Below are 20,387 nucleotides of genomic sequence, written 5' to 3'. Positions count from 1 at the left end.
TTCAGATGCTGCCACCGGGTGCCACGGTGAAGCCCACGTCCACCATACGTGGGGAAACAACCTCTCCACGCAGCCGTGCCAACAGGCGCTCAGCGGCGATCTGCCCCATATGCTCACGCGGTGTCAGCACGCTCGCCAGTTTTGGCACCATCACCTGGCCGATATCGTGGCCGTGGAAACCGGCAATCGCCATATCCTGCGGGATAGATAGCCCCTGGCGCTGGCACTCGAATGCCGCACCGATCGCCAGGTCATCGTTGGTACAAAAGATACTGTCAACCTGCGGATAATCGCGCTGTGCCTCGCGCAACATCTCACCACCGGCCGAATAGGAAGAAGAACGTGCGGTCATGATGCTGTAGGCTTCAAGACCAGACTCACGCATAGCCTGTTCGTAGCCCTGCTGTTTGATAATGGTACGTTCATCCTGACGCGCGCCAAAGTACACCACATGACGATGGCCGCGAGCGATGATCTGCTGGGTCATTTGGCGGGCCGCTTCAAAGTTGTTGAACCCGACCGCCAGATCGATACAGGGTGAGACACAGTCCATCAGCTCCACCACCGGGATGCCTGCAACTTCAATCATCTTCAGGGTACGTGCGGTATGGTGGCGTTCGGACAGGATCAGCCCATCGATGTTATAAGAAAACAGCGACGTCAGACGCTCTTCCTCACGCTCCGGCAGATAGCCGTAGTGCGCCAGCATGGTTTGATAGTTGTGTGCATCGGTAACGCTTTCGATACCCCGCAACACTTCGGCAAATACCTGGTTAGTCAGCGACGGCAGCAACACGCCGATCGCCCGGCTGGTCGCATTGGAAAGGATATCCGGGGCGCGATTGGGAATGTAGCCAAGTTCGTCCAGCGCTACCGCAATTTTTTGCTGTAAAGCGGCAGAAACCTGATCGGGATTGCGCAAATAGCGGCTCACCGTCATTTTGGTGACGCCAACCTGATCTGCAACATCTTGAAGCACCGGCCGTTTTTTCTTCATTATCACTGAACTGGCTAACCGTGAATGGGCGGCCATTTTAGCAAATAAAACGCCTTTCCGATATTGTTGGTTATCCGGCCAGCAGACACAAAAAAGGGCCCGGTATTGCACCGAGCCCTTGCCATTATTCTGTCATCACACTGGTGGCAGATCGAACAGTAAAATCTCGCTGTCTTCATCGGCATGGATAGACAGCGCTGTCTCATCCCAGATGGCAAAAGCATCGCTAATACCCGCTTTGTGGCCATTGATAGAGACATTGCCATGCACCACCTGGATCCAAACGCGGCGTTCTGCCTGGATTGGATAAACGGATTGCTCGTCTTTCTTCAGCGCCCAGCGAGACAACGTCATATCCTGGAATACCTTCAGCGAACCTTCACGGGCATCTGGCGACAGCACCAACTGGCGGCCCTGAGGCGCATCAAACATCCGCTGCTCATAACGTGGCTCCAGCCCAACCTGATCCGGAATAATCCAGATCTGGTAGAGATGCAACGGCCGATCGCTATTGGCATTGTACTCGGAGTGACGCACACCGGTCCCTGCACTCATGATCTGGAACTCACCAGCATTGATCTGTTCTTTGTTGCCCATGCTGTCCTGATGCTCTACCGTGCCGCTCAGCACGTAGGTCAGGATTTCCATGTCTTTATGGGGATGAGTACCGAACCCCTGGCCTGCATCAATCACGTCTTCGTTGATCACCCGCAGCGCCGAGAACCCCATAAAGTCGGGATCATAATAGTCAGCAAATGAGAAAGTGTGCCAGCTGTCGAGCCAACCATGATTGGCATGACCGCGATCTTGTGCCTTACGTAAATAAATCATATTCAACTCTCCTCAACGTTTTCTACAGTCTAGACCTGACGGAGGAATATGAAAGCGCAAAAATCTCACCCCTCTGTTCAAAAAATTAGGTGGAGTTTGGCAGCAAGTAGCAAAGGATTTGTGGGATGGGTTAACCGCTGAATTTGGGCAAAAAAAAAGCCAGCACCCGAGCTGGCTAAGTAAACACTGGAAGCAATGTGAGCAATGTCGTGCCTTCAGCAAACAGTATCAAAGGTTGATACTCTCTCTGAACGCATGACAATAATAATCATTATCATTCGCACCTGTAAAGCGTTTTTTTGACCAATGGGAAATTATATTGACTCAGGGGAGTAAACGGATAATTTGGGAGGTTATTCAAACGGTAAACGCGAAAGAGAGGAAAAAATGAGCGAGATTGTAGTTCGTCACGTGGAAAGTAACGATGCTGAAGCCTTGCACCAGCTATATTCCCACCCAGCCGTTTACCGTGACACTCTACAACTACCGCTACCGTCAAAAGCCATGTGGCAGCAACGTATTGCTAATGTGCAACCCGGAACCTACAACATGGTGGCCTGCATTGACGATCGCGTGGTGGGGCAGTTGTTCGTGGAACTCAACCAGCGGGTACGCCGCCGCCATGTAGCCACTATTGGCATTAGCGTGGATGCCGGTTACCACGGCAAAGGCGTTGGCAGCGCGCTGATGAAGGCGATGATCGATATCTGCGACAACTGGGCAGGCATTGAGCGCATCGAGCTCACGGTGTACACCGACAATCAGGGTGCGATTGCGCTGTACCGTAAGTTCGGTTTTGAGATTGAAGGCACCAGCCGCCGCTTTGCCATGCGCGATGGCGAGTTGGTGGATGCTTATCATATGGCTCGGTTTAAAACCCCGTAATCAGAACTGCTTTGTAGGTGGGACGCTAATACCAACGCCCCACCAGTTAGACTCAGCAAACCAATAACTAACTTAAAGCCCGGCCGTTTCGCGAATATAGCGGCGTGCTTTCACAGCGTATTCAAAAGGATTGGCCAGCGCCGGATCCTGCTCGGCCTCCACCACCATCCATCCCTTATAGCCACGCTCATCCAACAGCTTGAATATCGGCCGAAAATCGATCACGCCATCCCCCGGCACGGTGAAGGTGCCTTTTTTCACCCCATCCAGGAAGCTCAGGCGCTTGGCCTTAACCTCTGCCACCACCTCGTCACGCACGTCTTTCAAATGCACATGGTTGATGCGCGGCAGGTATTTCTCCAGGATCGCCAACATCGCCTGTTGGCTGCCTTCGGAGTAATAGGCATGTCCGGTATCAAACAGCAGGTAAACATCGTCGTTCACCATGCTCATATAGCGGTCTATCTCTTCGGTGGTCTGGATGCCCGTGCCCATATGATGGTGAAGGCAGACCTGCATCCCCTTTCCGGCAGCAATTTTCGCCAGCTCGTTATACCCCCGCGCCACCCGCAGCCACTCTTCATCGCTGAAATAGGGCTTCTCTTCAAATACCGCCTTGATGGTGCCTTGAATGCTCTTGCTTTGTTCGGAGCAGCCAATCACTTTAGCCCCCATCGCATGCAGGAAATTCATGTGGTTAACAAATTCATCGATGGTCTTTTCCTTCAGCCCATCGGCAAAAAACGTGCTGAACCAGGCATTACAGATCTGGATCCCGCGGATATCCAGCATCGGTTTCAGCACCTTGGGATCGCGCGGGTATTTGCTGCCCACTTCGCTGCCGGTGAACCCGGCCAGCGCCATTTCGCTGACGCACTGCTGGAACGTATTCTCGTTGCCTAACTCCGGCATATCGTCATTCGTCCAGCCAATCGGGGCGATTGCCAGCTTTACGTGGTCTTTGTTCATTTTCAGCCTCAGTCATGTAGGCACTTACCGGCTATCTTCCCAGCCGGCCTGGCCAGGAATGTTATTTACCCAAAAGCTCTTTTTCGATGCGCTCCCTGGTAGCGACCGCCTGGGCAGGCATTCTCTCCGGGTAGCCGAACAGCGAGGTACAGATGATGGACTCCCCACCGACCTTGAAGGTACGGCTGGCAAATTCCATATCGCGCAGGGTTTGGAACAGGGTCGCGAAGTCCACTTCCCCTTCGCCAATTGCCATATGTTGGTGCACCGCCGCATCGACACCCGGCGGATTGACGATATACCGGCAGGGGCGGGTGTGATTCATGGTATCGGCAATCAACACGTGGGAAAGATCGCTCCCGGCATAGCGCAGCATATTACCGATATCGCCGCGCCCTTGGTCGTAATAGAAGGTATGGGGAACGCTGTAGAGATAGGTCACATTGTCGCTGCGCAACGATTTCACCATGTCGGCGGTTTCATTGCTAAGCTCGCAGAAGTCCCACGGATGGGACTGAATTTCCATGCGAATGCCTTCACGTTCGATAATCGGCAGAAGCTCCTCCATCGATTGATACCACAGCTCTTCGCAAATCTCCGGCTCGTTCGGGTTGCCCGCCAGCTCGGTGTTGATCACCTGAACCCCCATCTCCACCGCGATTTCGATCATCCGCCGCCAGTTCTTGACCGCCGCCCGACGGCGGTCTTCCCCAGGGCCAGACCAGCGATACACCACGATAAAGGAGGAGATCTCCACCCCGGTGGCTTTCAGCACCCGTTGATATTCCGCCAAAACGTCACGACCGGCTTTTGGATGTTTATAGAATGGGTTGATCTGCGGGTGCGGTGACTGCTCAATGTACTTATAGCCCCAGTCAGCCACCTGCTCCACCATCTTGGTAATGCCCAAATCTTTAATCACATCGACGTCAAAAGCGATTTTCATGGTCGCCTCCTTCAGAGCATGAATGCGGTAGCTACGGGCTTATTTGCCATAGAAGCCAGGGCGAGCGGGCAAGGTCACTGGCACCACTTCACCGCTGTTCTGCGCGGCGATACAGGCATCTGCCGCCACCGCAGCCGCAAAGCCATCCCAAGCAGAAGGTCCGGTGAGCTTGCCGGCCAGGACGTCATTGATAAAGGCTTGCAGCTCAACGTCATAAGCACCGATAAAGCGGTCTTTCCAGTCAACCAGGATCTCGGTGGACAGTTTGGCACCGCTGCGCATTTGCACCGCGGAAGGTTCTGGCAGCTTGGCGATGCCGGTCTCCCCCACCACCTCACACTGAATGTCGTAGCCGTATTGGCAGTTAACAAAGATTTCAACGTCAATACGGGTGCCCTTGGCCGTTTCCATCAACACAATTTGCGGATCTCTCAAATGTGGCAGGGCTTTACTGCTCTTGCGTGGGAACACCACCTGTACCGAAACGTAATCATCGTCCAACAGCCAACGCAGCACGTCTAACTCGTGAATGAGCGTATCGGTTATGGCCATATCCGTGGTGTAGGCTTCACCGACTCTTGGGTTGCGGTGGGCACAGTGCAGCATCAGCGGCTCGCCGATCTGGCCGCTGGTCAGCACCTGTTTCAGCGCCCGATAGCCCTGATCGTAAGGGCGCATAAAGCCGACCTGTACCAGGCGTTTGCCATGCTTGGCTTCAGCATCCACGATGTTCTTGCAGCCTTGTGCCGTGACCGCCAGCGGTTTCTCGCAAAACACCGGTTTGCCCGCAGCAATGGCGGCCAGCACAAACTCTTCATGGCTCGGCCCCCATGACGTAACCAGCACCGCCTGGACGTCTGTGGAATTGATCAGATCGTGGGCATTGTCATAAACCTTGGCGTCCAGTTTCAGTTCGCTGACCACCTTGGCCGCACTGTCTCGGTTAATGTCATTCACCGCAACCACGCGGCTGCCCTGCAACACCTGGCTACAACGGCGAATATGATCCCTACCGATAGCGCCGGTACCAATAACCCCAATGTTCAATGTCATTTTCGTTATCCTCATGGACTGTAAACGGCAGACGCAAGGTCTGAGGTAGATCCGATTGTTTATGTGAGCGCGGCGTTCTCCACCGCAGCTACGATTGCCAAGGCATTGCGTTATCAGTAGTCGCGGGCTTTATCGATGTTCTCTTGCAGCTGGCGGGCGACGGCGATAATTTTTTCACTTTCGGCCACCTGGGCACCGCCCACGCGCCACCAACTGAGATATTTGTGCACCATGGTTTTCGGCAGCACTTTGATATCCAGCAGGGTAGAAACCTGTTGCTTGCGGGCATCTGCCAGCGCTTCGATCAGCTGTTGTTCGGTGGTTATGCTGTAGGTTTTGCAACCATAGGCCGCTGCCAACATGGCAAAGTTGACCGGAACGAGCTTGCCATCCAGTTTGCCGCCTTGCGGATTACGGAAGCGGAACTCGGTGGTGTAGCTCCCCATGCCGTGCTCTATCTGCAGGTTATTGATGCAGCCGTTGGTCATGTTGTCGAACAGCACCACGTTGATTTTGCAGCCTTCCTGGATCGAGGTGACCAGCTCGGAATGCAGCATCATGAACGCCCCATCCCCCACCATGGCGTAAACTTCGCGCTGTGGCTCCGCAAGCTTGACGCCTAACGCGGCGTTAACCTCATAGCCCATACAGGAGTAGCCGTATTCCACGTGATAGCCGTGCTCACCCCGGTTTTGCCAGACACGCTGCAAATCGCCCGGCAAACTGCCAGCGGCGGCAACGATGACGCTGTCCTGCGGTAAATGCTCATTCAGCACCCCCAGCACTCGGCTTTGGGTTAATACGGAGTCGGTTTTTTCGATAAACTCGGCAAACACCTGTTCACGATCGAGGCTGTCGTCGATTTCCGGTACAAAGCCTTCGCCGGTATAGGTCACTTGATAGACACGCTCGGTCTCTTTTTGCTGTTCGCCAAGCGCCTTGCTGATAGCGTCTTGCCAATCGGCACGATAATCCGCCTGAGCCAACAACGGACTGAGAGAGGCCAGAGCCGTACGGGCATCCGCCAAGACTTGCAGACCGTCCAGCTTGCCGGCATCAAACGCGCTGACGTTGATGTTAAGGAAGGCCACATCCGGATTTTGGAATAGCCATTTGGACGAGGTGGTGAAATCGCTGTAACGGGTGCCGATGCCGATCACCAGGTCTGCCTGCTTCGCCAGCGTGTTGGCCGCCAGACAGCCGGTTTCACCGATGCCCCCCACATTATAAGGATGAGCGGAAAGCACCGTACCTTTACCAGCCTGAGTTTCGGCAAACGGAATATGGAAGCGTTCAGCAAACTGCTGCAACGCCTGCCCAGCCTGCGAATATTTCATCCCGCCACCGCAGATTATCAACGGTTTGCGTTTACCCACCAGCAACGCCAAAGCCTCTGCCAGAGATTCTTGACTGGCCGGACGGCGCTCAAGGCGATGCAACCGTTTGTGGAAGAAATAGTCTGGGTAATCGTAGGCTTCGCCCTGAACGTCCTGCGGCAGGCAAAGCGTGACGGCACCGGTTTCTGCCGGATCGGTCAGTACGCGCATGGCATTAATGCAGGCGCTCATCAGCTGTTCCGGGCGCACAATGCGATCCCAATATTTACTGACGGCGCGAAATGCGTCGTTGGTGCTGATGCTTAAATCGTAGGATTGTTCGATCTGTTGCAATACCGGATCGGGCTGGCGAGAGGCGTACACATCGCCCGGCAGCAGCAGCAAAGGAATGCGGTTAGCCGTGGCAGTGGCCGCAGCAGTGATCATATTGGCCGCGCCGGGGCCGATGGAAGAAGTACAGGCGTAGATCTGCTGGCGTAGCTTCTGCTTGGCAAACCCGGTAGCGGCATGCGCCATCCCCTGTTCGTTGCGCCCCTGATGCACCACCAGATCGCCACAGTCTTGCTCCAGGGCCTGCCCCAGGCCGAGTACGTTACCGTGGCCGAAAATGGCGAAGATACCCTTTACGAATTTGGTTTCGACACCGTCTACCAGCAGGTACTGGTTGTCGAGAAATCTGACCAACGCCTGTGCCATGGTCAACTTGATCTTACCCATTTTACTCACCCTTTCATTTGGCGTTATCCCGAGCCTGCTGCAGATGGTGGTTTGCGAGCAGGCAAGCGTATCCGGTGGCGTAGCACTGACTTTCGTTACACAAAAGCAGTGATAATCTTGTCTGGGTTGTTACACACTGCTCATGCAATAAGCGGTTTGAAACGTGCATTGATTATAAACAAATATATTTTTCATAAAATATCAATACAGAAAAAACATTTCATTTTGCGATAAAGATCGCATATTACCAAACCACCCAGGTTACAGTTATTTATATAATTCAATTGATTAAGTAAAAATTCATCATGACTCTCTTTCGATCGATGCGCCCACTCGCCGATCGAACCAGCAGCCATCAAGGTGGCACTCGCTTGTGCAGGCCATTTCAGCAAGGGATTGTTCTATCAATAATAATGTGCCGATTCGGCAGGCTACCCGGTGTAAGCTGCTTTTAAATGCATCACATTTTCGGGGTGTAAATTTCAGTTCATATTGAAATTGAAATTTTTATTCCTCATACTTCGAGCCATGCTTCCTACTTAGCTCCTTTACCGGGTCGCAATCGGTTTTGCTTAATGACAGAAGGAAACGGGTATGGCCACACAACAAAAGCAGCTTGATGTCATTTGCCTCGGGCGCATCGCTGTCGATTTCTATGCTCAACAAATCGGCGCACGCCTGGAAGATGCCAGCTCATTCTCCAAATATCTTGGCGGTTCCTCCGGCAACGTGGCCTATGGCACCGCAATCCAAGGGTTAAAATCCGGCATGCTGGCTCGCGTAGGGGATGAGCACATGGGCCGCTTTCTGCGTGAAGAACTCCAGCGCGTCGGCGCGGACACGCAGAGTCTGATCACCGATAAACAGCGCCTCACCGGCCTGGTGATCCTGGGCATCAAGGATCAGGAAACCTTCCCGCTGATTTTCTACCGTGAAAACTGTGCCGACATGGCGCTGACACCCGAGGATATCGATGAAAATTACATCGCATCATCACGGGCTTTGGCGATCACCGGCACTCACCTTTCCCACCCCAAAACGCGCGCTGCGGTGCTCAAAGCGTTGGAATACGCCCACCGCCACGGGCTGCGTACCGCATTGGATATCGATTATCGGCCAGTGCTGTGGGGGTTGACCTCGTTAGGCGATGGCGAGACCCGCTTTATCGAATCAGAAAAGGTGACCCGCGAGTTGCAGGAAGTTCTGCACCATTTCAATCTCATCGTGGGGACTGAAGAAGAGTTCCATATCGCTGGCGGCAGTACCGATACGCTGGTCGCGCTGCAAAACGTCCGTAAGGTCACCCAGGCCACGTTGGTGTGCAAGCGAGGGGCGCAGGGATGCTCGGTATTTGAAGGGGATATCCCCACAGATTGGCAACAAGTCAAACTGCATTCAGGCGTTCGCGTTGACGTTTTGAACGTGCTCGGCGCGGGTGATGCCTTTATGTCTGGCCTGCTACGTGGCTATCTTAATGATGAGGGTTGGGATCAGGCCTGCCGTTACGCCAATGCCTGCGGTGCGCTGGTAGTGTCACGCCACGGCTGCGCCCCGGCAATGCCGACCAAGCTGGAGCTGGACGATTACCTGCAACGCGAACAAGAGGTGAAACGCCCGGATCTGGATGCCCGGCTGAACCACCTGCACCGCGTTACCACGCGCAAACAGCAATGGCCTGAACTGTGCGTATTCGCTTTTGATCACCGCAAGCAGTTGGCAGAGATGGCGCGAGAGGCGGGAGTGAGTACAGAGCGGATCCCACAGTTAAAAACGTTGCTGTTGGCTGCCGCACAGGCTGCGGCAACCGAGGCGGGGCTACACGGCAACAGCGGCATTCTGGCTGATACGACCTACGGCCAGGCGGCGTTGAATGCCATTACTGGCCAGGGCTGGTGGATTGGCCGCCCGGTGGAGTTGCCAAGCTCCCGCCCTTTGCGGTTGGAGCACGGTAATATTGGCTCGCAGCTGATCGACTGGCCCCAAGAGCACGTGGTCAAATGCCTGGTGTTTTATCATCCACAGGATGCCGAAGCGCTGCGCCGCGAGCAGGATGAGCTGATCGTTGACGTGTATCGTGGTTGCTGCAAATCGGGCCATGAGCTGCTGCTGGAAGTCATTTTGCCAGAAGGTCATGCCGACAAAGACGAGAGCAACTATCTACAGGTGATGGAACATTTCTACCGGTTGGGCGTTCTGCCAGACTGGTGGAAATTGCCGCCGCTTAGTGCCGCCAACTGGCAAAAAGTGGGTGAATTGATTGAAACTCACGACCCATTCTGCCGCGGGGTGCTAATCCTCGGGCTAGACTCCCCACAGGAAACGCTGAAAGCCGGGTTCGCCGCAGCCGCAGATGCCCACTGGGTAAAAGGCTTCGCGGTTGGCCGTACCATTTTTGGCACTTCTTCACGCCTTTGGCTACAAGGTGAGATCGATGACGCCGGGCTGGTCGAACAGGTGAAACAGAAATACCTGACGCTGATCGGTTTCTGGCGGCAATATCGCCCGCAGCCTGCGAGTAAAACCAGCCGTAGTTAAGCTGGCGTGGTTAACGAACCTCCCCCTTAAAGTGATTTTCGCTGCTTTAAGGGGATTTTTTTGCCCATTTTCTGTGAAGTAACGCAACTGGCGACGAAATAAATCGCTTTTTGTAGAAATGAAATGTCCACTCCATCTGTTAGAATAACCGGACAATATTTTCAGCGTATAAACCAATACGCCTCAGCCAATACTGCGAGCCGAATGGATGACTAACCCAACTCAACTTTCGCTGTTACAGGACGAAATCCGCCGCCGTTATGAAACGCTGAGCAAGCGCTTGAAACAGGTAGCACGCTACATCCTGGATAACAGTAACAGCATTGCTTTCGATACCGTTGCCTCCATCGCCGCACAGGCCAGTGTGCCGCCTTCTACCCTGATCCGTTTCGCCAACGCCTTTGGCTTCAGCGGTTTCAACGAAATGAAGCAGGTCTTCCGCCAGCATCTGATGGAAGAAACGGTGAACTATACCGAGCGCGCACGCCTGTTCCGCCAAACCTCTACCGACGACAGCGTTGCCCCGGAAAAACCGGCAGAAATCCTTAACGTGTTTACGATGGTCAACTCGCAGGCGTTGCAACAGTTGGCGATGCAAACCAGTGCCGAGCAGTTGGATCGGGCGGTAGAGCTGCTGAATAACGCGGAAAATATCTACGTGATCGGCCTGCGCCGCTCATTCAGCGTGGCTTCTTATCTCACCTATGCCCTGCGCCACCTCGAAAGGCGCGCCTTCCTGATCGACGGGTTAGGCGGGATGTTTACCGAACAGCTCAGCATGGTGAAGCCCAAGGACGTAGTGATCGCCATCAGCTATTCGCCTTATGCCAAAGAAGCGGTAGAACTGGTGGAGTTGGGTGCCAAGCAGGGCGCACAGCTCATCGCCATTACCGACAGCCAGGTCAGCCCGCTGGCCGCCTTCAGCGATGTCTGTTTTGTAGTGCGTGAAGCACAGGTAGATGGGTTCCGCTCGCAGGTGGCCTCCATGTGCCTGGCACAGACGCTAGCGGTATCATTGGCGCTGAATAACGCCAAAGAGCTGTAATATTCGAAAAGGTACGGTTAAACGGGCGCAGCCGCGCCCCTACCTTGTCAGTATCAATAGCTTTCGCTGTTGATCCAGGCGTGATCTTTTTCCCAGGTGAACTTCCACAGGCGTACCGGCCCCGCCATCACGTTGAGATAATAGCTGTCATATCCGGCCAGGGTTGCCACCGGATGGTAACCGCGCGGTACTTTCACCACGTCGCGGTTATAGACCGGCATACACTCATCCAGCGAACGATCGTCGGTATAGACGCGTTGCAGGCAGAACCCCTGTTCAGGGTTAAGACGGTGGTAATAGGTTTCTTCCAGGTAGGTTTCGTCCGGCGAGTTTTCCTGGTCGTGCTTATGACTTGGGTAGGAGCTGGTATTGCCTTCGTCGGTATAGACCTCAACCACCAGTAGGCTGTCAGCCGGTTGGCTATCAGGCAGAATATTGTGTACCAGCCGTTGGTTACGGCCTTTACCCCGCCGCTCCACGCCGACGTCTGCCGGGGTGATCAAGCGTGAAGGCAGATGCCCGTTACCCGGTGCGCTGCATACCGCCAGTTCCAGATCGGTTTCTGCCCGGACTTCAACCTGGTCGTGGTGCGGAACATAAACGGAATAAGGTGGCGTACGCTCAAACGGGCTCATCCGCTTACCAATGTGTGGATACTCCGCTCGTTGCGTTGCCACAGAGGCAATACCCGCGACCAGCACCAGGCAAAGCTCCTTATCGCCACTCTCCAACCGCAACGACTGCCCGGCCGCTAACCGATAGACCTCAAACCCGACAAAACGCCAACCGGCATTTTCCGGGGTGACGGACTGAATACGTCCCTGTGCATCCGGTTGCTGACATTTCGCAAGTAATGATGACATGATAATGCTCCTTAAATCCCGTGCTTGTGAGTGTGGCTGCAATACATTGATACCAGCAACAGCGGCCGCTATCCCGGTGGAATAACGGCCTCGGCATACCTGGCTGCGGTTTAGCCCAGCGTTGGCATACTGTATTCGGATACCGTTTGCTGGCCGGTTGGCCAACGTGCGGTGGCCGTCTTCATGCGGGTATAGAATCGCACGCCATCCGTACCATGTACGTTAAGCGCACCGAATACCGAACGTTTCCAACCGCCAAAGCTGTGGAAAGCCATCGGTACCGGTACCGGCACGTTAACCCCCACCATCCCCGCCTGAACCTCATGCACAAACTGGCGAGCATAGTGGCCATTATTGGTGAAAATGGCGCTGCCGTTACCAAACTCGTGGCTGTTCACCGTATCGATGGCCGTTTGGTAATCGGCGACCCGTACAATGCCCAATACCGGCCCAAAGATCTCTTCGCGATAGATACGCATATCCGGCTGGACGTTATCGAACAGGGTACCGCCCACGTAGTAACCCTCTGGATAACCCGGCACCTGATAATCGCGGCCATCGACCACCAGCGTTGCGCCCTCTTTAACGCCAATATCAATGTATCCCAGCACTTTTTTCTGATGGGCGGATGAGACCAACGGCCCCATTTCATTTTCCTCGCCGCCTTGCTGCATGCCGGGGCCAACCCGCAGTTGGGCGATCAGCGGTTTGAGTTTGGCAATCAGTTTATCTGCGGTGCTATCACCAACCACGACGGCCACTGGCAGCGCCATGCAACGTTCACCGGCCGAGCCAAATGCCCCTCCCATCAGCGCATTGACCGTGGCATCCAGATCCGCATCCGGCATAACGATAGCCTGATTTTTGGCGGCCCCAAAGGCCTGTACACGTTTGCCATGTGCGCTGGCGGTGGTGTAAATATGCTCTGCAACCGTGGATGAGCCAACAAAGCTCACCGCCTGAATCCGTGGATCGGTGCACAGCTGCGAGGCCTCTTCATTGCCGCAATGCACGACGTTGAATACCCCATCCGGCAAGCCCGCCTCTTTCAACAGTTCTGCCAGACGCACGGAGGCAGAAGGCACCAACGCCGGAGGCTTCAGTACGAAGGTATTGCCACAGGCCAGCGCGATAGGGAACATCCACATCGGCACCATAGCCGGGAAGTTGAACGGTGTGATCCCGGCCACTACGCCCAGCGGCTGCATCAGCGAGAAACTGTCCACGCCGGTGCCTACATCCGGTGAGTATTCTCCTTTGAGCAGGTGCGGAATACCGCAGGCAAACTCCACCACCTCCATGCCACGGGTCAATTCACCCAGCGCGTCGGAATAGACTTTGCCATGTTCACTGACGATCAGTTGCGCCAACTCTTCGCGGTGCTGCTCTAGCAATGCTTTGAAATTGAACATGATACGCGCCCGGCGCAGCGGCGTGGTACGCGCCCAGTCGGTAAATGCCTGATGGGCGACATCAATAGCCTGTTTCACCTCGGCGGCGGTGCTCTGCGTCACACGGCGTTCAACCTGACCGCTGGCCGGATTGTGCACGTCGACGGTTTGGTTACTGCTGCTCAGGCAAACCTGCCCACCAATAAAGTTACCCACGGTTTTCATGTTTCACCCTCTTTTAAGTCCGCTATCGCCACCGGTTGAAGCATTCCCGCATACCGTGACGTTCATCGTGCCGCCTGCAAGAGTACGGCCCACAGGCAGATTAAATCCTGACCAGATGAATCAAATTCTATTCCATTGAAAAAAAAGTTTCAAATAAAAGTTTTTAGAAAATTTGTTTTTAGTGCCGCCGATCGCAAATTTACCATGTCCGTAGGCTGAGCGGGTGGTGACGAACGATGCTATCCGCGATCCGCTAGCTGCGTGGCTTTACGCAGTAATCCCTATTTTTTATACAGATACGCTTTCCCGCTTGTGCGAGTCAATTTTCCAATCTGCTATGCAAAACGATGAGAACATTTGCCCTATTTATGCTCAATTTTTTGAACTGGATCTAAAAATCAATATTTCATTATTCACTAAATATGAAATAAATGTTCTTGTCTGCCAAAGGCCCACTGAAAAACACCGCCTTGATGACAGGCACGGTTCACCCTTCTGCCTCCCTACACCCTACAAGTCACTTAAGTAGGCAGAAGCCAGGATAAAAATCGGAGCAACATATGTCACATCAGCGTAAACACAATACTGGGTATATTCTGCGTATCTGCGGGATTGCAGCACTCGGCGGCATTCTGTTTGGTTATGACACCGCCGTGATTTCTGGTGCGATCGAAGCCCTTAAAACCTACTTTGACCTCAGCCCGGCAGAAACCGGCTGGGCAGTGTCCAACGTGGTGATCGGCTGCGTGGTCGGTGCCTTCGGCGCTGGGCCGCTGGCCGGGCGCTATGGGCGTAAAAAGGCCCTGGTGGTCGCCGCCTTCCTGTTTACCGTCTCTGCAGTCGGTGCCGCTCTGGCTACCACCTTCACCTGGTTTGTTATCTATCGCATCATCGGGGGTCTGGCCGTCGGGCTGGCCGCAACGGTATCCCCTATGTACATGTCAGAAGTCTCACCGAAGGATATGCGGGGCCGGGCGCTCAGCATGCAGCAGTTCGCCATCGTGTTCGGTCAGATCGTGATTTTTTACGTTAACTTCAAGATTGCCAGCTATGCCAGTGAAGCCTGGCTGGTGGAGATGGGTTGGCGCTGGATGATTGGCTCAGAGGTGATCCCCTGCCTGCTGTTCACCGCCTTGGTCTTTGTCATCCCCGAATCACCACGCTGGAGCGTAATGGTAGGCCGCGACGATCAGGCTTTAGCCATGTTGACCCGCGTTTCAAATGCTGAGCATGCTAAAAGCGTGTTAAGAGAAATCAAGGAGTCGCTTCGCCAGGACGAGCAGCACCGTAAGCAAAAGCTGAATTATGGCGACGTACGCGTACGCTTCATCTTGTTTGTCGGCTGTATGATCGCCATGCTGCAACAGGTGACGGGGGTTAACGTCATGATGTACTACGCCCCGGTGGTGCTTAAAACCGTGACCGAAAACGCGCAAGAAGCCCTGTTCCAGACCATCTGGATCGGCGTATTGCAACTGGTCGGCTCGGTGATCGGCGCCATGCTGATGGATCGCATAGGCCGTATCCCACTTATGCGCTGGGGCACCCTGGGCACCATCGTTGGCCTGCTGATCACCTCTTATGCCTTGTATACCCAGGCAACCGGCTACTTCGCGCTGTTTGGCATGCTGTTCTTTATGGTGTTCTACGCCATGTCATGGGGTGTAGGTGCCTGGGTGCTGGTCTCCGAAATTTTCCCCAACCGCATGCGTTCACAAGGGATGAGCATTGCCGTTGGCTGTATGTGGCTGGCCAACTTCGTCGTGGCCCAGAGCTTCCCGATGATCAATGACCAACCTTATCTGTTCTCCACCTTCCACGGGGCGTTCCCAATGTGGGTGTTTGCCGCCTGCTGCCTGTTCAGCTATTGGTTTATTGCCCGCTTTATTCCAGAAACCAAGGGCGTTTCACTGGAAAGAATGGAAGACGTCGTGATGGCAAAACGCTATCGCCAACCGCTATCTGAAATCGTCACGGTAGAAGATGGCAAAGCCTAAAGCCGACAAACCCAGGAGTGATGCATCATGGCCATTGCATTGGAACGTTTTTGTATCAACCGTAAGATCGCCCCCAATCTCACGCTGGAGAACTTCTTCCGCCTGGTGAAAAGATGTGGGTTAAGCAAGGTCGAACTGCGCAACGATATGTCGGGTGGCAAAGTGGCCGACAACCTGAGCAACGAGCAGTTAAACGCGCTGGCCGAAGAGTTCGGCATTGAGATCGTCACCATCAATGCGCTGGGAATGTTCAACCTGCTGGAAGATCAAGCAGCACTGCTGAAAAACGCTGAAGCGTTGCTGGTTCAGGCGAAAGCTATCCATAGCAAGGCGGTGGTGATGTGCCCACATTGCAACGCGAGCGACCGGCGTAGTGAATCGCAAAAAAGGGAAGATACGCTGGCTGCACTGCGGCTACTCGCTCCGCTATTCAAGCAGTATGGCGTTGAGGGCTACGTGGAACCATTGGGGTTTGGCATAAGTTCACTGCGTTCTTCCTTGCTGGCACAGGCAATCATTCGTGATTCTGGCGCACCTTATAAGATCGTGCTGGATACGTTCCACCACTATCTGAGCGACGTAGCACAACCGGAGTTTGATGCTCAGATCCGGGTTGAGCAGATTGGTTTGGTGCATCTCTCTGGCGTTGAGGATCCGCTCATCAAAGGCGCATTGAGCGATGAAGAACGCATTATGCTGAGCGATAAAGATCGGTTGGCAAGCGTAGCCCAGGTACAAAACCTGGAACGTTTGGGCTACCGGGGGATCTATGCCTTCGAACCGTTCTCTTCACAGCTAACTACCTGGACAGAGGGCGATATCGAACACGAGATCTGCCACAGTATTGCATTGCTGCAACAGTAAAAGTAAAACCCCCCGTAGAATGCGGGGGTTGTTTTAACAGCGTAACCCTGACGTGTTTGATAGCGCCACCCCAAGCATGCGTAGGGCCCTATGAATTCGCGTCGGAATAGTTAACGAAGTATCTATTGAATTTTAATAAATACGTCAATTATGAGCACTCAATCAAGTCAACTTCGGCAGCAAATATAGAGGCAACCCGAATATATCGATGAAATATTCGAACTATTCATCCACATAGCATGGATATTAATAGTGGCTGCTAGGGTTCGATTTGCGCACGTAAATACGCCAGTGCGCTTTGACTATAGCTCTCCCCTTGAGTCAATTTCTTGATCAAGCCTTGGGCCTCCAGCACCATACCAAGACGATGTAATTCCTGATGCTGCGGAAGTACATCCGCAAACGCATTAAGCAGGATAATCGACGGCATGATTTTTTCTGCACAAGTGCCTACTGCGCCAGGTTCATCCCCCCTGGCCGGACAGGGCAAGCTGTCCGTATGGCGATGTTGGCATGCCTGTAACAAGGTAATTGCCTGTTGAATTTCATGACTCCATGGCATAACCACTTTCCTCTGAGACTGATTGCCTTGCCTAGATATGATTAATAATCAGTACGTTAACATTCATTAACGACTCACAACAAACCACAAGCGCCCCTAACCAAGCTGGCCCTATACAAGATAGGTTTTTCCAGCCATGGTTTATTGATATAGGTCACATTGCATAAAGATCGCCAAATTTTTATATCCCACCAATGGTTAGGATAATTCGCAGAATTTCTATGATGCAACATTTTTTACTTAAAAAAAGATAAAATTCCTACTGCGATCTCTATCTATCCCTAACCTAAATTGGGTAAAAAAAAACCAGATATTGCGATAAATTACCCATTAAAAACAATAAAAAAACGCGTTCGCAAGATGCAGGAGGATATTCTGAAAAAAACACGATAGTTGTAAACGTAAAGTTATTACTAACAAGATTATTCCTGCACACCATTTGTTATCTCGAAAACGGCCAAGAGCAAGGTCTTGCTGGCCGAAAGGTAAGCGTTCACCCTGCCATGAGGCGTTAGCAGCTGCAGGGGGCAGGAGATGCCGGGGTGTCTAAGGTGTCTGAGTAAGCTGGAAACAGGCCTGAAGCCGAACATGGCCTCAGATTTTGAGGCCATGTTCACGCAATTACGGTTTCTTGCAGGGAGCAGGGGCGTATTTAGCATCCCCAGGAAACGCCTGCGGTTGGCAATCAGGCAGACCCGGCAGCGCCATTTCATAAACCGCCACGCCAATCACGCCGGTATTCTCTTTTTCGCCCGCCAGTGAACTCGCAGCGTAGGAATTATCGGGTTTTGCGAAACGGAATGCAGCAACAGACGAATCACTTTTACGGAAGCCCTCAATCACCAGGGTTCCTTTTGGGGAGACCAGATAGCCGGAATTGCGCAGTGAACCACTGCGGCCTGAAATCACGTCCAGGCCGTCAACCGCGGTTACCACCTCATAGGTTTTGCTGGGGCTAGTGTTATAGAAGAACAGCTGGTAGCGCTCGCCGTCATTGGCAGAGAATGAAAACTCGCCATTTTTATAGCGATTGAGCGCGAAATCCCGATTGTTTTCGGTCTGCACCCGCATTCTGACGGAAGACAACACGATCTCATTGGTGTACTGCCCATTATTGGAAGCTGCCGCGCTGTACAACACTTTGGCGACACTGTCTGGAGAGGAATGCATACGCTTCGCGTCAACGGTGGTCACTTTGGAGTAAACGTCCTCACCCCATGCCGTTCCCAGTTTATGTTCTTGGGCGACTGGAGCCGGTGCAGCGGCAGGATCAGCCGCCGCGCGTGAAGAGGAAATCTTTTGGCTACAGCCGGAAACCAGCACCAGAGAAGCCAGTAATGCCAAACCGCATTTGATTTTCATCAGCAGAACTTTCCTTGTTATTATTTGAATAAGAGTGCGCTTGTCTCAACGCACGAGCCGAGTCCATTATTCTGAGTTATTTCTGATGTTTCTATCTCCAAAGCTCCTAAAGTGGACGTTCCAAACTGATAATAATCAATTAACAGAGAAAATTGGCTTCCACTTTGCCAATGCAGACACCCTGCGATCCCATCAATGTAGGATCATAACCTTGAAAAAGGATTTAAGAATTGCCGGTGCCACAGCATCCTGCGATCAACCTCTGAAACCTCGGCCTCATCGCATACCTGCTGCCAATGATTCTCAATGACTGAACACTGCTGATCAAAGATGTTTTCTGCTTCCGACGCGGTCAAAAGAAAAGCGTGGGCCGCATCAATGCAACAACTTCGCTTACTGAGCCGCGTATTGCCAACAATGAGCATCGCCTGTGATGCTTCGTTTCCTGCTCGGCCTTGTGGGCAAATGTCGTAAGCGGGGGTGAGTGTCAGGGTGCTTCCATCCCAGAACGCCGCATGATTCCTGGCATGATCGTCCGTATTCCCGCATAAAATATTAAAGCACAATCGAGAAAACAGCTCTTTCAGCGTTTCCTTAGGCTGTTGAAAACGCGTACGAATGATTTCTGCCAATGTTTCATAACTCGCATATCTCGCCATCATGTCATCCAACTCAAACAGAGTCAGCGCAGATACCATCAAGCGACGTGTCCATCCCCGGTTTGTTCTCTCCCTGTCGAATCGCTTGATGAGCAGCACATCTTTTTTGGCCGCTTTGAGCAGACTAACCGGCGCTACGTTCAAACCAACCAACGCAGCTAGCCGCATGGCAATATATTCAGCCTTAACCACACTATAGAGATCCGAACTGGCCGAAAATTTTGCTATGTACTTTTCACCCTCCGCTTCGATCAGCGCTTTTGGACGCGCGCCACCAATAGAACTCCCATGAAAGAGGGCTTGATCAAGTTCAGGAGTCAGAGGTATCCCTTTTTCAACTCGCTCAACAGAATGCATTAACTCTTCAACGGTGACATTAATCGCTGAGCGGGGTTCATAAATCGAGGGGGAGCGTTGATAGTCCAGAGCCCCGATCCTGTCCGAGCCTGATTCAAGTAAATAGGTTAATTCATCCAAAGCGGCTGTATCAGTATCAGAACCTTTTCTTCCGAGTTTGCGATTAAGAATAACCCGCCGTCCCCATGCGTCAGGAGAGCTATCTCTAAGACAGCCTGGCATACCCAACCCTGGCAGCAGAGGGATAAACCCTTTTTTCAAAGGGAGTTCAGGTTCATAGATGGAAATAGCACGAGGCTCATCACGAATGCGCTCCAGATAACTTTTACCATAGTTGAATAGTAGACTTTCCCCCTCCCGGGTGACTACTCCTGCGACAACGGGTTGAGTTTCATTCGGTAACCAGATCCAGACATAGGCTTCGTTATATTCCCTATTAGAAATCATCATTCACCTCCTTGGATATTTTCCTGGCGCGCCGTGGCAGAAGGCTAAGCTTTTCTTCAGTTCGGGTACGGTGACCGATAATCGTGCTCACCTCTGCGTCTTCGTCAAATAACCTGACTCCGACAATTTTGGCCACCTCGAAGACAACGCCAATCCCGCAGCGAGGATCCGCTTTCTCAATGCGCTGCAGTAGGCCTCTAGAAATGCCCGCGCGTTCAGCTACCTCACTGGTCGTCAGCTTTCGCTCGAGCCTTGCCGCACGAATAGACACAGCAAGCAGCCCTAGAGCTTCCTCTGTGTAACGCGAATAGGCTCTTACAATAGACTTTGGCATTCTTATGCCCC

General features: G+C 53.0%; 17 protein-coding genes. 5 read left to right on the top strand and 12 right to left on the bottom strand.

Annotation, left to right across the window (positions count from 1 at the left end; translation table 11 throughout):
• Nucleotide 1: 1 nt before the first annotated feature.
• Together gntR and D9980_RS21500 are read right to left on the bottom strand one after the other, a co-directional pair.
• Nucleotides 2–997 carry a gluconate operon transcriptional repressor GntR gene (gene gntR / locus D9980_RS21505; RefSeq protein WP_024482777.1) on the bottom strand — a complete coding sequence of 332 codons (996 nt, stop codon included), beginning with the start codon at nucleotides 995–997 and terminating at the stop codon, nucleotides 2–4.
• A gap of 135 nt (nucleotides 998–1,132) precedes the next feature.
• Complete coding sequence (locus D9980_RS21500) at nucleotides 1,133–1,828, bottom strand: pirin family protein (RefSeq protein WP_021807425.1); 696 nt, start codon at nucleotides 1,826–1,828, stop codon at nucleotides 1,133–1,135.
• A gap of 387 nt (nucleotides 1,829–2,215) precedes the next feature.
• Between D9980_RS21500 and D9980_RS21495 the strand changes: the two genes are divergently transcribed.
• Nucleotides 2,216–2,713: a GNAT family N-acetyltransferase gene (locus D9980_RS21495; RefSeq protein ID WP_121608397.1), complete on the top strand. Its 498-nt coding sequence runs from the start codon at nucleotides 2,216–2,218 to the stop codon at nucleotides 2,711–2,713.
• A gap of 72 nt (nucleotides 2,714–2,785) precedes the next feature.
• Here D9980_RS21495 and iolE read toward each other — a convergent pair whose 3' ends face one another.
• The 4 genes from iolE to iolD all read right to left on the bottom strand — a co-directional run bounded on the left by iolE (nucleotide 2,786) and on the right by iolD (nucleotide 7,735).
• The gene (gene iolE / locus D9980_RS21490; protein WP_121608396.1) at nucleotides 2,786–3,682 is read right to left on the bottom strand and encodes a myo-inosose-2 dehydratase; all 897 of its coding nucleotides are present in this window, start codon (nucleotides 3,680–3,682) and stop codon (nucleotides 2,786–2,788) included.
• A 61-nt stretch (nucleotides 3,683–3,743) separates the two neighbouring features.
• The gene (locus D9980_RS21485) at nucleotides 3,744–4,628 is read right to left on the bottom strand and encodes a sugar phosphate isomerase/epimerase family protein (protein WP_121608395.1); all 885 of its coding nucleotides are present in this window, start codon (nucleotides 4,626–4,628) and stop codon (nucleotides 3,744–3,746) included.
• 39 nt (nucleotides 4,629–4,667) lie between these two features.
• Nucleotides 4,668–5,681 (bottom strand): Gfo/Idh/MocA family protein, encoded by a 1,014-nt coding sequence (locus D9980_RS21480; protein WP_024482782.1) that lies wholly within the window; start codon nucleotides 5,679–5,681, stop codon nucleotides 4,668–4,670.
• Between the two features lie 113 nt (nucleotides 5,682–5,794).
• Nucleotides 5,795–7,735 carry a 3D-(3,5/4)-trihydroxycyclohexane-1,2-dione acylhydrolase (decyclizing) gene (iolD, locus tag D9980_RS21475; protein WP_121608394.1) on the bottom strand — a complete coding sequence of 647 codons (1,941 nt, stop codon included), beginning with the start codon at nucleotides 7,733–7,735 and terminating at the stop codon, nucleotides 5,795–5,797.
• Nucleotides 7,736–8,329: 594 nt separating this feature from the next.
• Here iolD and iolC point away from each other — a divergent pair.
• Both iolC and D9980_RS21465 read left to right on the top strand, forming a co-directional pair.
• Nucleotides 8,330–10,270, top strand: a complete 1,941-nt coding sequence (gene iolC / locus D9980_RS21470) for a 5-dehydro-2-deoxygluconokinase (RefSeq protein WP_121608393.1) — start codon at nucleotides 8,330–8,332, stop codon at nucleotides 10,268–10,270.
• Nucleotides 10,271–10,478: 208 nt separating this feature from the next.
• Complete coding sequence (locus D9980_RS21465; protein ID WP_021181760.1) at nucleotides 10,479–11,315, top strand: MurR/RpiR family transcriptional regulator; 837 nt, start codon at nucleotides 10,479–10,481, stop codon at nucleotides 11,313–11,315.
• 53 nt (nucleotides 11,316–11,368) lie between these two features.
• Here D9980_RS21465 and iolB read toward each other — a convergent pair whose 3' ends face one another.
• Both iolB and D9980_RS21455 read right to left on the bottom strand, forming a co-directional pair.
• The gene (iolB, locus tag D9980_RS21460) at nucleotides 11,369–12,178 is read right to left on the bottom strand and encodes a 5-deoxy-glucuronate isomerase (protein ID WP_024482785.1); all 810 of its coding nucleotides are present in this window, start codon (nucleotides 12,176–12,178) and stop codon (nucleotides 11,369–11,371) included.
• 110 nt (nucleotides 12,179–12,288) lie between these two features.
• Nucleotides 12,289–13,794 (bottom strand): CoA-acylating methylmalonate-semialdehyde dehydrogenase, encoded by a 1,506-nt coding sequence (locus D9980_RS21455; protein WP_121608392.1) that lies wholly within the window; start codon nucleotides 13,792–13,794, stop codon nucleotides 12,289–12,291.
• A 560-nt stretch (nucleotides 13,795–14,354) separates the two neighbouring features.
• Here D9980_RS21455 and D9980_RS21450 point away from each other — a divergent pair.
• Nucleotides 14,355–15,791, top strand: coding sequence for a sugar porter family MFS transporter (locus tag D9980_RS21450; RefSeq protein WP_024482788.1), 1,437 nt, complete (start codon nucleotides 14,355–14,357; stop codon nucleotides 15,789–15,791).
• A 27-nt stretch (nucleotides 15,792–15,818) separates the two neighbouring features.
• Nucleotides 15,819–16,655 (top strand): TIM barrel protein, encoded by an 837-nt coding sequence (locus tag D9980_RS21445; RefSeq protein ID WP_121608391.1) that lies wholly within the window; start codon nucleotides 15,819–15,821, stop codon nucleotides 16,653–16,655.
• 259 nt (nucleotides 16,656–16,914) lie between these two features.
• Here the strand turns inward: D9980_RS21445 and D9980_RS21440 are convergent, their stop codons facing one another.
• The 4 genes from D9980_RS21440 to D9980_RS21425 form a co-directional block, all read right to left on the bottom strand.
• On the bottom strand, nucleotides 16,915–17,217 hold the full coding sequence (locus tag D9980_RS21440) for a hypothetical protein (RefSeq protein ID WP_121608390.1): 303 nt from the start codon (nucleotides 17,215–17,217) through the stop codon (nucleotides 16,915–16,917).
• 621 nt (nucleotides 17,218–17,838) lie between these two features.
• Nucleotides 17,839–18,579 (bottom strand): hypothetical protein, encoded by a 741-nt coding sequence (locus tag D9980_RS21435; RefSeq protein ID WP_121608389.1) that lies wholly within the window; start codon nucleotides 18,577–18,579, stop codon nucleotides 17,839–17,841.
• 203 nt (nucleotides 18,580–18,782) lie between these two features.
• The gene (locus D9980_RS21430) at nucleotides 18,783–20,045 is read right to left on the bottom strand and encodes a type II toxin-antitoxin system HipA family toxin (protein ID WP_370454278.1); all 1,263 of its coding nucleotides are present in this window, start codon (nucleotides 20,043–20,045) and stop codon (nucleotides 18,783–18,785) included.
• Nucleotides 20,032–20,376, bottom strand: a complete 345-nt coding sequence (locus D9980_RS21425; protein ID WP_121609070.1) for a helix-turn-helix transcriptional regulator — start codon at nucleotides 20,374–20,376, stop codon at nucleotides 20,032–20,034. Before D9980_RS21425 ends, D9980_RS21430 begins: the two co-directional genes overlap by 14 nt.
• Nucleotides 20,377–20,387 lie beyond the last annotated feature (11 nt).

It is taken from the genome of Serratia sp. 3ACOL1 (assembly GCF_003668775.1).
GTDB classification, from domain to species: Bacteria; Pseudomonadota; Gammaproteobacteria; order Enterobacterales; family Enterobacteriaceae; genus Chania; species Chania fonticola.
Note: the sequence above shows the minus strand (reverse complement) of the source record. Positions and strands in the feature narration are given on the sequence as shown.